At 40.6% G+C, this 13,110-nt stretch carries 14 protein-coding genes and 1 pseudogene; 7 read left to right on the top strand and 8 right to left on the bottom strand.

All coding sequences use genetic code 11. From position 1 onward, the window contains the following. From ON073_RS18540 to ON073_RS18510, 7 genes are all read left to right on the top strand, one after another. Window positions 1–1,080 (top strand): penicillin-binding protein activator (locus ON073_RS18540; RefSeq protein ID WP_274763368.1); only part of this gene is annotated, 1,080 nt, incomplete at its 5' end. A 15-nt stretch (window positions 1,081–1,095) separates the two neighbouring features. Beyond that, window positions 1,096–1,467, top strand: coding sequence for a YraN family protein (locus tag ON073_RS18535; RefSeq protein WP_274763367.1), 372 nt, complete (start codon window positions 1,096–1,098; stop codon window positions 1,465–1,467). A gap of 1 nt (window position 1,468) precedes the next feature. Continuing rightward, window positions 1,469–2,056 carry an SIS domain-containing protein gene (locus ON073_RS18530; protein WP_274763366.1) on the top strand — a complete coding sequence of 196 codons (588 nt, stop codon included), beginning with the start codon at window positions 1,469–1,471 and terminating at the stop codon, window positions 2,054–2,056. Beyond that, on the top strand, window positions 2,056–2,619 hold the full coding sequence (gene dolP, locus ON073_RS18525) for a division/outer membrane stress-associated lipid-binding lipoprotein (protein ID WP_274763365.1): 564 nt from the start codon (window positions 2,056–2,058) through the stop codon (window positions 2,617–2,619). The genes ON073_RS18530 and dolP overlap by 1 nt, the downstream gene beginning before the upstream one ends. A 48-nt stretch (window positions 2,620–2,667) precedes the next feature. After that, on the top strand, window positions 2,668–3,636 hold the full coding sequence (locus tag ON073_RS18520; RefSeq protein WP_274763363.1) for a TRAP transporter substrate-binding protein: 969 nt from the start codon (window positions 2,668–2,670) through the stop codon (window positions 3,634–3,636). Continuing rightward, the gene (locus tag ON073_RS18515; RefSeq protein ID WP_274763362.1) at window positions 3,620–4,084 is read left to right on the top strand and encodes a TRAP transporter small permease; all 465 of its coding nucleotides are present in this window, start codon (window positions 3,620–3,622) and stop codon (window positions 4,082–4,084) included. The genes ON073_RS18520 and ON073_RS18515 overlap by 17 nt, the downstream gene beginning before the upstream one ends. Continuing rightward, complete coding sequence (locus tag ON073_RS18510; protein ID WP_274763361.1) at window positions 4,071–5,330, top strand: TRAP transporter large permease; 1,260 nt, start codon at window positions 4,071–4,073, stop codon at window positions 5,328–5,330. The genes ON073_RS18515 and ON073_RS18510 overlap by 14 nt, the downstream gene beginning before the upstream one ends. A gap of 64 nt (window positions 5,331–5,394) precedes the next feature. Here the strand turns inward: ON073_RS18510 and ON073_RS18505 are convergent, their stop codons facing one another. The 8 genes and pseudogenes from ON073_RS18505 to rplM form a co-directional block, all read right to left on the bottom strand. Beyond that, window positions 5,395–5,817: a ClpXP protease specificity-enhancing factor gene (locus tag ON073_RS18505; protein ID WP_274763360.1), complete on the bottom strand. Its 423-nt coding sequence runs from the start codon at window positions 5,815–5,817 to the stop codon at window positions 5,395–5,397. Next, window positions 5,817–6,388 (bottom strand): annotated as a pseudogene (locus tag ON073_RS18500) (glutathione S-transferase N-terminal domain-containing protein). The gene ON073_RS18505 and the pseudogene ON073_RS18500 overlap by 1 nt, the downstream one beginning before the upstream one ends. Before the next feature lie 77 nt (window positions 6,389–6,465). Next, window positions 6,466–7,203, bottom strand: a complete 738-nt coding sequence (locus ON073_RS18495; protein ID WP_274763359.1) for a cytochrome c1 — start codon at window positions 7,201–7,203, stop codon at window positions 6,466–6,468. Then, window positions 7,200–8,465, bottom strand: a complete 1,266-nt coding sequence (locus ON073_RS18490) for a cytochrome b (protein WP_038638011.1) — start codon at window positions 8,463–8,465, stop codon at window positions 7,200–7,202. Before ON073_RS18490 ends, ON073_RS18495 begins: the two co-directional genes overlap by 4 nt. After that, entirely contained in the window at window positions 8,465–9,055 is a 591-nt protein-coding gene (petA, locus tag ON073_RS18485) for a ubiquinol-cytochrome c reductase iron-sulfur subunit (protein ID WP_038638014.1), read from the bottom strand. The genes ON073_RS18490 and petA overlap by 1 nt, the downstream gene beginning before the upstream one ends. A 414-nt stretch (window positions 9,056–9,469) precedes the next feature. Then, the gene (locus tag ON073_RS18480) at window positions 9,470–11,530 is read right to left on the bottom strand and encodes a TonB-dependent receptor plug domain-containing protein (RefSeq protein WP_274763358.1); all 2,061 of its coding nucleotides are present in this window, start codon (window positions 11,528–11,530) and stop codon (window positions 9,470–9,472) included. Between the two features lie 383 nt (window positions 11,531–11,913). Next, window positions 11,914–12,303, bottom strand: coding sequence for a 30S ribosomal protein S9 (gene rpsI, locus ON073_RS18475; RefSeq protein ID WP_274763357.1), 390 nt, complete (start codon window positions 12,301–12,303; stop codon window positions 11,914–11,916). A gap of 11 nt (window positions 12,304–12,314) precedes the next feature. Then, window positions 12,315–12,743 carry a 50S ribosomal protein L13 gene (gene rplM / locus ON073_RS18470; RefSeq protein ID WP_274763356.1) on the bottom strand — a complete coding sequence of 143 codons (429 nt, stop codon included), beginning with the start codon at window positions 12,741–12,743 and terminating at the stop codon, window positions 12,315–12,317. Window positions 12,744–13,110: the final 367 nt, after the last annotated feature.

Genomic DNA, 13,110 nt, shown 5'->3' with positions numbered 1-13,110 from the left:
GCGCTTGCTCAGTCATTAAAAGCAGGTGTATTAGCCGCTTCAGAAAACCATCCAGATCGCGAATTACATTTTATTAATTCCGCACAAAGTGCAGAGCTAATTGCTGAGCAGCTATCTCAACTCAACCCAGATTTTGTGATTGGGCCATTGCTTAAAGCGAATATCGATAAACTACAACAAGCCGGTACGCTAGATGCTTACCCAAGCATGTTCCTAAATACAACACCGCAAGCGCTTGAGTCGATTGACCACTTTGCATTTGCGTTAAATCCTGAACATGAAGTAACGCAAGCTGTTTACCATTTTGTAAATCAAGAGTTTAAGAAGCCTTTAGTAATCGCTCCTGGCAATCGATTAGGGCAACGCTTAGCCAATCACTTTACTAACCAATGGTTAGAGTTCTCTGAAAATGAACCTCAGGTTGGTTTTTATGCCAATAAACGTGATGTTCAAAAAATGGTGCAAGAACTTTTGGAAGTTGATAAAAGCAAGAAACGCATTAAAGAAATAAGCCTAATGTTTAAAGGCAAGTTACATGATGAGCCACGTTCGCGTCGCGATATCGATGCCATTTACATTATCGCAGACGCAACTCAGACACGTTTACTAAAACCTTCATTTGACGTGAATATTTCACCATTTGCCAAACGCATCCCTATTTTTGCCAGTTCACGTAGTCACGATATCAAATCGGATAAAACAGATAAGAAAGACTTAGCTGGTTTATACTTTTCTGAAATTCCTTGGATGCTGCCTTTAGCTGGCGAGCAACAAGCGTTGCGTAGTGAATTTGATGAAATTTGGCCTGAGCAATCAACATTAGAGCAACAGTTATTTGCCATGGGTTTTGATGCTGTAAAACTGATCCCACATTTAAGGCAATTACAAATGGTTCCTGGAAAAACCTTAACGGGGCTAACCGGCAACCTTACTGTAAATCAAGATGGTGATGTTGAGCGACAATTAAAGTGGGCGCAGTATCAAGAAAAGCAAATAGTGACTCTGGATATTAAGTCAGAAAAGCCTACGCCACTGTTTATTAAAAATCATCAGCAAGAAACGCAGGAAGCATCATTATAAAGCGAAAGGAATACTATGGAATGGACCTCAAAGTTATTCAAAAACAGTAAAGAAAAAGGTAATTTTTTCGAGCTGCAAGCAGAGCAATACTTAAAACAACAAGGCTTGCAGGCTGTTACTCGCAATTATAGTTGCCGCTATGGTGAACTAGATTTGGTAATGAAAGACGGTGACACTCTGGTGTTTGTGGAAGTGAAATATCGCAAATCAAACGCTTTTGGTGGTGCAATTAACGCGTTATCTGAAACAAAACAGCAAAAATTAACGCGCACTGTTTATTATTATTTGAAACAAAATAGCCTAGAAGATTGTCCATTTAGAGTCGACTTTGTTGCCATAAATGGGCAAAATTCTAATCAATTTACTTGGATAAAAAGCGCATTCTAGTATGCAAGAACTCGTTAAAGAAATTTACACTGAAAGTATTCAAGCCCAAATAGCGGCTGGTGAAGCGTTGCCTAGCGCACTAGAATCAGCTGCTTTTACAATTGTACAAAGCCTAATTAATGGCAATAAGGTACTTTGCTGTGGTGGCAGTAATAACTACATGTTAGCTGCTCATTTTGCCAATTTACTGGTAAATTTTTACGAAACAGAGCGCCCTTGTTTACCTGCCATCGCACTTAGCAATGAGCTTACGCACTTATCAAGTTATGCTACACCTGCAATAAACGATAGTTTTTCACGTCAAGTTCGCGCTTACGGCCAACCTGGTGACCTTTTAGTGGTAATTACCGTAACTGGTAATGAAAAAGAAATTATCAGTGCCGTTGAAGCTGCGCTGACTAAAGATATGCAAGTAATTGTACTTAGTGGCAATGATGGCGGTGAGTTAGCCGGCTTATTGGGCCCTAACGACGTTGAAATACGCGTACCATCAAAAAGACCGAGCAGAATTATCGAATCTCACTTATTTAACATTCATTGTTTAAGTGAGTTAATCGATTTAACCCTATTTCCACAGGATGATAGTTAATGAAGTTTAAACTCGCATTTATTGCGTCAGTATTACTATTACAAGGTTGTAGTGCTGCAATTGTTGCTGGCACTGCGGGCGCTGTAACCTCAGCAACCGACCGTCGTACCTTAGGCACACAAATTGATGATAACAACCTTGAGATCAAAGCAACTTTGGCATTAAAAGATGATGAACAGCTGGCTAAGTTTAGCAACATCATTGTGGTAAGTTTAAATGGTCGTGTACTGTTGATTGGTCAAACACCTACTACTGAGATGCGTGCAAAAGCTGAAGCTATTGTAAAGCCAATTCAAGGTGTTGAAAAAATCCATAATCAAATTCGTATTGGCAATATCACAGGTATGAGCACTAAAACACACGATACGTGGTTAACGTCAAAAGTGAAAACTATGTTAGTTTCTGAAGAAAACGTTAGTGCAAATGACATTAAAGTTATAACTGAAAATGGTGAAGTATTTTTAATGGGCTTGGTAACCGAAAAAGAAGCTAATTTGGCAGCAGACGTTGCTCGTCATGTTTCTGGGGTCGAAAAGGTCATAAAAGTATTTGAATACCTATAAAACGAAAGGCGCTTGATGCGCCTTTTTTAATAAAATAAGAACAAAAAAATGCGCATCATCTTACTTTTTATACTGTTTTTCTCACCATATTTGCTTCATGCCAAGTTACATATTGCCACACCTTACAGTGAGCGAGTTTACGTTACTCAAACAACTAAAGAATTTACCTCTGAGCTAAACAAAGAGCTCTCTTTAGACATCGTCTTTCATGGCGGTGAAAGCCTCTATAAACACAACGAAATCTATCGTGCGGTTCGCACTAATCAAATCCAATTTGGCGAAATTTTTATTGCTCAACTTAGCAATCACGCCGCAATTTTCCAACTGGATAATCTGCCCTTCATTGCTTCCAGTTTTAACGATGCGAAGCAGCTTTGGCAAGTACAGCAGCAAGAGTTGAAAACACGTTTAGCTAAAGACGGGTTACATTTATTATTTGCAAACCCATGGCCAACTCAAGGTTTATTCACTCAAAAAGCTATCACTTCAAGCGAACAATTAGCAGGTTTAAAAGTTAGAAGCTACAGTGCAATCACTGCAAAGTTAGCCGATCACTTAGAGATGATCCCAACCAGTGTGTCAAGCGCAGAGATTGCGCAAGCATTTACCACTGGCATGATTGAAGCAATGATCACCTCTCCTGCAACAGGCGTTTCAAGCCGCGCATGGCAATTTAGTCAATACTACACACCGATCAATGCTTGGATCCCCAAAAATATGGTGATAATGAATCATCAGCTTTATGACAGTTTGTCACCGCAGGACAAAAACACACTAAAAACAATTGCTACTCAATTTCAAAAGCTCGCTTGGCAACGAGCAGAACAGCAAACCACACTAATGACAAACCATCTACAAAAGCAGGGCATACAAATAGCTCCTGTGACAACGCAACTTAGCCAAGCACTGAGTAGTGTAGGTAAAAAAATGGCACAAGCGTGGCAAGTAAGTGCAAGCGATAGCGAAAAATTAACTTTCAAGCGATACTTGGAGGCGCAGCATGCTCAGCCAAATTAATCGCTTTAATGCGCTACTAAGTGTGCTGTGTATTTTTGCTATTTTTACCCTTGTCTTACTGCAAGTCATTTTGAGAATAGTTAATTTATATATTCCTTCGCTTAATGAGATTTCAGGGTATTTAATGATCTGCAGTTTCTTTTTGGCATTAGGGTACAGCTTTGAACAAGCCAAACATATTCGCGTTTCGCTAATATTTGAGCTCAACAACCCCAAGCTAAGTCATTTAGCAGAGCTCATAAGCTATGCGCTTGCCACTGTGGTGAGTATTTTTATCTCGTATGCACTGTTACAACTCACACTCGATTCTTATCAATTTAAAGAAGTGTCTAGTGGTGAAATCGCAATTTTAGAATGGCCTATTCAGGCTATATTAGTTTATGCCAGCGTGATAATGACATTGACCATAGGTTTTAAAGGATGGGAGGTGTTGCGTGGACATCGTTAGTTTGAGCGCTATCTTAGCGATTGTTTTTGTTCTATTACTGCTCACCGGTGTTTGGATTGGCTTCAGCCTAATTGGTGTTGCACTGATCGCTCTGATGCTAAATAACAATACAGCAATTGAATTGATTTTTGCAGGAACTGCTTTTGCCCATTTAACACCTTGGTCACTTATCTCGCTGCCCTTATTTATTTGGATGGGTGAATTACTTTACAAAGCGAAAGTTGCCGATGATCTATTTAATGGCTTAAGCCCATTACTCGAGAAACTACCAGGTGGGCACCTACATATTAATGTGTTTGGCTCAGGTATTTTTGCTGCTCTGTCAGGCTCTTCTGCGGCAACTGCAGCCACCATTGGCCGTATGACAATTCCCGAACTAAAAAAGCGCGGCTATAACGAGCAAGATATTTATGGCTCACTTGCTGGTTCTGCCACGCTTGGCCTTTTGATCCCACCTTCTATTATTCTGATTGTTTACGGTGTCGCAGCCGACATCTCAATCGCGGATCTGTTTATCGCGGGTATTCTACCAGGCTTAATCTTGCTTTTAATGTTTTCAAGCTATATTGCTATTCGCGGTTTTAAACAGCCAAAAGCGACCTTTCAAGCAACATCTAAGGGCAGCCCTTGGCTGCTTTTACCCATTATTTCACTGATTGTGTTTGTTATATCAGCGATTTACTTTGGTATTGCGACGCCAAGTGAATCTGCAGCGCTCGGAATTGTTGGTAGTTTTATATTGATAAAAGCTAAGAAGAAACTGTCGTTTAGCTTGATAAAAGAAAGTCTTATAAATGCAGCCATGACCAGTGCAATGATTTTATTGATTTTACTTGGTGCGAGTTTTGTCACAATTGCTATGGGCTTTTTACAATTACCAGCAACGCTTGCCACTTGGATTGCAAGTTTAGAACTCAGTACTTATCAATTGCTGTTTTGCCTTACTTTGGCATTTATTATCTTGGGGCTGTTTTTAGATGGGATTTCCATAATCGTGCTAACAGCAGCCATTTTATTACCGATTGTTGAACTTGCTGGCATCGACCTCATTTGGTTTGGTATTTATCTAGTCATTGTTGTTGAGATATCACAAATCACACCGCCAATAGGTTTTAACTTATTTGTATTGAAGTCGCTTACCAATGCATCACTCTCACAGCTTGCACGCGCTTGTGTACCCTACTTTTTAATAATGCTTATGATGCTTTGCCTGTTGGTGATGTTCCCACAAATCATTACCAAATAAGTATGATGTTATTGATTGGTTGATGTAAAAAAACCGGCAATTGCCGGTTTTTTTGTAGCGTTTTTTACTTTATCACTTTCAAATGTGAACCACGTTTTTTAGGCGGTTCATCATTATTGTCACCCTCAGTCGACACTTCTTCTAATGGGTTTTCCTCGTGCTCTTCATACTCTGAAAAGTCTTCAGGGGTAAACACCGTACCTTCACCATTTTCGCGGGCGTAAATGGCAAGTACTGCACCAACAGGTACAACAACACGCATTGGCTGACCACCAAAGCGAGCATTAAAACTCACTTCGTGATTATCCATATGAAATTGCGCAACCGCAGTTGGGTTGATATTCAGTACAATTTGTCCATCTTGCACAAATTGCATTGGCACAATCACATTTGGAAAGTCAGCATTTACAACTAAATGCGGCGTACATTGATTGTCTACAATCCAATCAAAAAAAGCGCGAAGTAAATAAGGGCGATTTGAAGTCATTAAAGTCGAATCTCGCGCTCAGCTTCAGTTAATGATGCTTGGAACGACTCACGCTCAAATAAACGCATCATATAGTCTTTCATTTCTTTGCTACCTTGACCTGTAAGCTCAATACCAAGCTCAGGTAAACGCCATAATAATGGTGCTAAGTAACAATCAATTAAGCTGAACTCTTCGCTCATAAAGTAAGGCGCTTCACCAAAAATAGGTGCTACTGCTAGTAGGCCTTCAGTTAATTCACGACGTGAAGTTTCAACATCAACACCTGCCGCGATTTTCTTTGCAAGGCTATACCAGTCATTTTCGATGCGGTGCATCATTAAATACGCTCGTCTAGATATTCCATGATGATGTTTGCTTCGTATAAACCAAGCTCGCGATCAATCAAGGTCGGAACAGTGCCGTAAGGGTTAATTTCGTGTAATGCTTCTGGCAAATTGTCCTTTTCTGCTAGGTGAATATCAACACTCACGCCTTTCTCTGCAAGCACGATGCGTACTTGGTGGCTATACATACAGTTTTCACCTGAAAACAGTGTCATCACAGGGCGCTTATTGGCAGCTACAGCCATGCTTTCCTCCAGTATATTAAAAACAGCAATAGGGGCTTAAGCCCCTATTACAAATTTTGTGCTAAAAAGTGTGCAAATTAATGCACATCTCTCCAGTATTCTTTCTTCAGTAAGAACGCTAGGATAAATAGGATAAATAGGAAACCTAATACCTTATAACCAATTGCTTCTGACTGTAGACGTGTTGGTTCACCAACATACGCTAAGAAGTTAGTTAAGTCACGAACAGCGTGATCATACTCATCGTCGCTCATTTCGCCTGAACCGTCAGTCGTAATTTCAACTACTTTCTGAACTTTCACGCCGTGTTCTTCAACTTCTTCGAAACGTGCCGTTGGCACACCTTGCAACTCTTGCAAAACGTGTGGCATGCCCACTGATGGGAATACAGAGTTGTTTACACCAAATGGACGGCTTTCATCTACATAGAAAGACTTAAGGTAAGTGTAAATCCAATCTGCACCACGAACACGTGCTACTAGTGTTAAATCTGGTGGTGGAGCACCAAACCACTTAGCTGCATCGTCTTGCTCGATAGCGTTAAGAATGTGGCTACCTACTTTTGAACCATCAAAAATAAGTTGCTCTTCACCAACTTTAGTTGGAATACCGATATCACGGAATGTGCGCTCATAACGTTGGTACTGCATTTGGTGACAACCTAAGCAGTAGTTCATGAACAACTTAGCACCACGTTGTAAAGATGCTTTATCCGTTAAATCATGGTTCGCATCTAAAAGTGGAACCGACGGGCCTGCTGCCATTGTTAATGAAGGCAACAAAGCGAATAAACCAATAATTAGCTTTTTCATCATTTCGTTAACCTCTCTGGCAGTGGCTTAGTCTTTTCGTTTTTACTGTAGAAGAACAGTAATACGAAGAACATGAAGTAAGTTACAGTCGTAATTTGTGATAACACAGTTTTAAAGTCTGTTTGTGGTGTTGCACCAACCCAACCAAGGATAATGAAAGTAACAACAAACTGAGCAATATTTAACTTGTGGAAACCACAACGGTAACGAATTGATTTCACTTTACCACGGTCAATCCAAGGTAGTAACGCAAGCACAACAATTGATGCACCCATCGCGATTACACCTAGTAGCTTATCAGGGATAGCACGTAGGATTGCGTAGAATGGTGTGAAGTACCAAACAGGGAAAATATGTTCAGGTGTCTTCAGCGGGTTTGCAGCCTCAAAGTTTGGCGCTTCTAGGAAGAAACCACCCATTTCTGGTGCAAAGAAAACAACCCAACAGAACAAGATTAAGAAACCTGTCACACCCACAATATCTTTAACTGTGTAGTAAGGGTGGAATGGAATCGCATCAACGATATCTTTCTTGCTTGTATAGTATTCGTGGAACTTAAATTTCGCTTTATCTTCTTCAGCTACAGTGCCTTTCTTACGCTTAATTTCAACACCGTCTGGGTTGTTAGAACCCACTTCGTGAAGTGCAATAATGTGTAAGAAAATTAAGATAACAAGTACTAACGGTAATGCAATTACGTGTAGTGCGAAGAAACGGTTAAGCGTTGCACCTGAAATTACGTAGTCACCACGGATCCACTGAGTAAGGTCTTCACCAATTACCGGAATCGCACCAAATAGCGAAATGATTACCTGTGCACCCCAGAAAGACATTTGTCCCCAAGGTAATAAGTAACCCATAAATGCTTCGGCCATTAGCGCTAGGAAGATGAACATACCGAATAACCACAGTAATTCACGTGGTTTTTGGTAAGAACCGTAGATCATGCCACGGAACATATGTAGGTAAACAACAACGAAGAATGCAGAAGCACCCGTTGAGTGTAAATAACGCAGTAACCAGCCGTACTCAACATCACGCATGATGTATTCAACGGATGCGAACGCACCTTCTGCTGAAGGAACATAGTTCATTGTTAACCAAATACCCGTAACGATTTGGTTAACAAGTACTAGCATGGCAAGCGAGCCAAAGAAGTACCAGAAGTTAAAGTTTTTCGGCGCAGGATATTGAGCAATGTGCATATTCCAAACGCGAGTCATTGGAATACGTTGATCAATCCAGTCGATAATATTAGCAAACATTACGCAGCCCCTTCTTCTCCACCAACTAAGATAGTGGTGTCATCAATGAATGTGTAAGGAGGGATCTCTAGGTTTAATGGTGCTGGTACAGCTTGGAAAACACGGCCAGCCATATCAAACTTAGAACCATGACAAGGACAGAAGAAACCATCTTCAGTACCTTCAACCTTTTCACCAAAACCACCGTTAAGGAAAGTTGGTGAACAACCAAGGTGAGTACAAATACCTACAGCAACAAAGATATTCTCTTTTTGCGAACGGTACGCATTTTTAGCGAACTCAGGTTGTTGCGGCTCGTCAGAGTTAGGGTCACGAAGTTGACCTTCGTGAGCTTTCATCTGCTCAAGCATTTTTGGTGTACGATTGATAACCCATACAGGTTTACCTCGCCACTCAACACGAATTAATTGTCCTGGCTCAAGCTTCGAGATATCAACTTCTACAGGCGCGCCTGCAGATTTTGCTCTCTCACTTGGGTTCCACGACGCGATAAAAGGAACAGCAGCCCCTACAGCTCCCACACCACCAACAACAGAAGTTGCGATAGTTAGAAAGCGACGGCGGCTATTGTCTACTGGCGCATTGCTCATCCACTCATCTCCACTATGATTCTCAACACTTGCCATATTGAGAACATCAGTTACAGCAGTTTAAATTTTGACTTTACAAAATAGGTGCGATCATAAATAAAAGCCTTGATTAAAACAAGGTTATACCGGTCTTCAAGCACAATTAAATTGTATTTTAGTTCGATTTATTTGAAATCACGAACACACAGCCTAAAACTGTGAAAATTCTGTGCTTTTACAGAGCTTACCCAAAATTGAGTAAGCGTGTCCTGATAGAGATCAAAACTCCGTAGAAGTGTGCGTGAAATTCAAAGTAATTAGTCGCTAAATTATGCTTTTCGAGCCACATTTGATGCATGCCAGAGTATAGCAACCTGCGGGAGGATTAACCAATGAAATAAGCGAGGAAATTCCTCGCTTTAGACTAATTTGTGACTAAAATGTGAAACTAAAACCAACTGACGGGCGCATTTCAAAGTCATCGCTCTGTTCTTGCAAAATCAAATCATCGGTCGACTTTACCTTAGCGTAATCAAGGTCGATATACGCCGTATTGTCTTTAGCGTATAAATTCATTACTTCTAAAATCAGCAATGCATCGAGTCCAAAGAAATCCGTTTTGCGTTCAAAGCGTAAATCTAAACGGTGATAAGCATCAAAACGCTCAGAGAATGGTTCGCCGTATTCCGGTAAAAAATTCCCCTCAAATTCAGGGTTTTCACGCACACCTACAATAGGCGTGTAAGATTGACCACTGCGCGCTGTGAAGTTAAAGCCACCATTCCAGCGTTCGCTAATTTGGTAGTTAAACACCATATTAAACACAAGCGGTGTGTCGGCATAGTAGTCACGAGTGATATCACGGCGCTCATCTGTACGTTCACTTTTACCGTAACTTAAACTCATCCAGCCGTACCAACGATCGGTTTTGTTTTTATTAATCAGTAAATCAACACCATAAGCTCTACCCGTTACATCGTTGCTATAACGTAAGTGCTGATCCACATCGTTTTCAGTCAGTGCTAAAGGTAAATCGTCCATAGTTTTGTAATAGGTTTCAATTGACCAACTCCAGTCATCCGCCAAAAACTGTTGATACCCAAAAACCGACTGATTTGCTGTTTGCGACTTTAAGTTGGGGTTACCTGTGTCTTCTAAGATCGTACCAATATCTTGCAGGCGATTGTAACTGCCATATTTAACCCACACTGATTGATCTTGATTAATGTGATACGTCAATCCTAAACGCGGGTGAGTAAACGACTCATCGCTGTAATCATTTTTTTGATGTTGTACGCCAATGTCGGCAATTAACGAGTCGGTTATCGTGTATTGATAATTTGCACCAACAAAATAACTACCAATATCGACTTCTCGTTTACCTGTTATGCGCTCCCCTTTAGCAAGCTCACAATCTGGATCTAATTCAGTACACACATAGAGAAAAGTATCATATTCATAGCTTATCGTTTTATCAAAATAAGCAGCATCAAATGTAAGTAAGTCATCACCTACCACATTTATACTTACACGCCCTTTGTAGGTAAGTAGTTCTTCTTTTTCTTCTTCAAAATACCCTTTGGGTGTTAACTTGCTGCGCCCATAATCTAATCGGCCAGAATGTGTTAACGAGCCAACCCCCACTTTTGCTTGATAACCTTTGCCATAATGGTCCCAAATAATATTTTGGCTATCAAATGCGCGTGCAAACTCCGCATCACCTTGAAAGTCAGGATTTTTAAGTGACAAATCTGCGCGCTCGCTAAAGCTTGCAGCAGCACTGTCTTCAGCACCTGTAAACAGCACGCTTAGCACATTATTAGCATTAACATCCCAAACAAATTTGCTTTGATAATCGTAATCATCAGGTGCATCATTTACGGTAATGCCTGTGCTTTCACCATCCTCGTCTTCAATTTCATCTCCTTCAGAGAAAAATAACGGCAGTGTACTTTTACGCCCGGAAAGGTAAAAAGCGATATCATCGGTCAGTGCTCCTTCAACAAAAACCCCCGCTTTAAACATAGTAAAATCAACTGTGGTTTTGATATCCTGATTTTTTGGATTGCGCAGTGTGACATCAAATACAGCACCGGTTGCATCACTAAAACTCGTACCATAACCTGCCGAATAAAGGCGAAAGTCTTGCACTAAGTATTTATTAAAAATCGAGCTTCCAAAGTCATGAAAAATATAACCTGCAGGCATAAAGTCAACTTCAAAGTAATTATCATCTGGCGATGACCCTCTAACGGCAGGCTCTCCCATTGAACCGCCTGCGGCAACCACACCGGGTAATGCATACACAGCAAGTAATGGATCGCCCAAGGCACCAGGCATATTAATCAGCTTTTCAGCATCTTCGGTAATTTCAGTAAGCACACTTGAACGCTTTGAGACAACTTGAATACGTTCAATATTTGGTTCATTGCTTTGCTTAGCAAATACACTATTGACATACCCTGCCACTAAGGACATACGTTTAAAAGAAGTCATATCATTTCCTTGATACAAGTTATTTGTAAAGTAAGTACCGTGAGAATCTTACTGCTTTACACTGTAAGTGACTGTGGGAAATTGTTGAGAATTGTAGTGAGGCGTAACAAAGGGTTTTGGCAATAATTTTTACCAATTCACTCAAGTAATTGGCCATCCTGTCGGACTAATTATCATGCGAACTGCGTTAGAATTTATCAATGTAGAACAACTACATAAGAAAAACCACGCCTAGTTATCATTTCATTTATCCAGCGCTAACCTTGCACACATACTTAACAGAATTGGTATTAGAAAGTTGATAACAACTGAAAAAAGGAATTTTAGGCAATAAAAAACCCGAGTAAAAACCCGGGTTTTGTAATTCTTGTAAACGTAAAAAATTAACGTTTTGAGAATTGAGTGTTCTTACGTGCTTTCTTAAGACCCACTTTCTTACGCTCAACTTTACGAGCGTCGCGAGTAACAAAGCCAGCTTTACGAAGTGGTGAACGAAGAGACTCGTCAAACTCCATAAGCGCACGAGTAATACCGTGACGGATAGCACCCGCTTGACCAGTAGAACCACCACCAGCAACAGTGATGTAAAGGTCAAACTTTTCAGTCATTTCAACTAGTTCTAATGGCTGACGAACAACCATGCGAGAAGTTTCACGACCGAAGTATTCTTCGATAGAACGTTGATTGATTACGATGTTGCCAGTACCTGGGCGTAAGAATACGCGAGCACTTGAACTTTTACGACGACCTGTACCGTAGTATTGATTTGCCATGTGTTAGCTCCTTAAATGTCCAGTACTTGAGGCTGCTGAGCTACGTGAGCGTGCTCTGCACCAGCATATACTTTTAGTTTACGGTACATTTCACGACCTAGAGGGCCTTTTGGTAACATACCTTTAACTGCTTTTTCGATAATCATTTCAGGCTTTTTAGCTTGAAGTTTTTCGAAGTTAATAGACTTAAGGCCACCTGGGAAACCAGTGTGAGCATAGTACATTTTGTCCTGAGTTTTGTTACCAGTAACAACAACTTTCTCAGCGTTTACTACGATGATGTAATCACCAGTATCAACGTGAGGAGTGTACTCAGCTTTATGCTTACCGCGTAGACGGCGAGCGATTTCAGTAGCGATACGACCTAAAGTTTTGCCTTCAGCGTCAACTACGTACCAGTCACGTTTTACAGATTCTGGCTTAGCAACAAACGTTTTCATTTATTAAAAATCCAATGTTTACAATTTAAAAACCACAAGCAGAAATTCTTCTGCTGCTCTATTACACTTGCTTCAACCCCTTCGAGCTCAAGACTTAAAACCCTCAGCTGTGGCTAAACTAACCGAGGTAGAACGGTAAGTGGCGGACGCGGAGTATAGCAAGGCCTGGATAGTTTTTCTACTAATAATTTGAGGAAAATAAAGGTTTTCATTGTCTTCCTGAGCTTGTTTCAGAATTTTGGAAATTTAGTGGTGGAATTAGCCCTTGAGTTGTCACAAGCATTTGCCTCCCTGAGCATATCTTGTGTCATCCATGACACACTCGTTCATTCTTTTTAAACGGCCAAAAAGAACGAACCAAGAAAAA

The organism is Pseudoalteromonas sp. G4, from assembly GCF_028875915.1.
GTDB lineage: Bacteria > Pseudomonadota > Gammaproteobacteria > Enterobacterales > Alteromonadaceae > Pseudoalteromonas.
Note: the sequence above shows the minus strand (reverse complement) of the source record. Positions and strands in the feature narration are given on the sequence as shown.

Coding starts and splice junctions, on each gene's coding strand:
- ON073_RS18535 (WP_274763367.1), top strand. CDS start 1,096: ATGGAATGGACCTCAAAGTTATTCAAAAACAGTAAAGAAAAAGGTAAT.
- ON073_RS18530 (WP_274763366.1), top strand. CDS start 1,469: ATGCAAGAACTCGTTAAAGAAATTTACACTGAAAGTATTCAAGCCCAA.
- dolP (WP_274763365.1), top strand. CDS start 2,056: ATGAAGTTTAAACTCGCATTTATTGCGTCAGTATTACTATTACAAGGT.
- ON073_RS18520 (WP_274763363.1), top strand. CDS start 2,668: ATGCGCATCATCTTACTTTTTATACTGTTTTTCTCACCATATTTGCTT.
- ON073_RS18515 (WP_274763362.1), top strand. CDS start 3,620: ATGCTCAGCCAAATTAATCGCTTTAATGCGCTACTAAGTGTGCTGTGT.
- ON073_RS18505 (WP_274763360.1), bottom strand. CDS start 5,817: ATGACTTCAAATCGCCCTTATTTACTTCGCGCTTTTTTTGATTGGATT.
- ON073_RS18495 (WP_274763359.1), bottom strand. CDS start 7,203: ATGATGAAAAAGCTAATTATTGGTTTATTCGCTTTGTTGCCTTCATTA.
- ON073_RS18490 (WP_038638011.1), bottom strand. CDS start 8,465: ATGTTTGCTAATATTATCGACTGGATTGATCAACGTATTCCAATGACT.
- petA (WP_038638014.1), bottom strand. CDS start 9,055: ATGAGCAATGCGCCAGTAGACAATAGCCGCCGTCGCTTTCTAACTATC.
- ON073_RS18480 (WP_274763358.1), bottom strand. CDS start 11,530: ATGACTTCTTTTAAACGTATGTCCTTAGTGGCAGGGTATGTCAATAGT.
- rpsI (WP_274763357.1), bottom strand. CDS start 12,303: ATGGCAAATCAATACTACGGTACAGGTCGTCGTAAAAGTTCAAGTGCT.
- rplM (WP_274763356.1), bottom strand. CDS start 12,743: ATGAAAACGTTTGTTGCTAAGCCAGAATCTGTAAAACGTGACTGGTAC.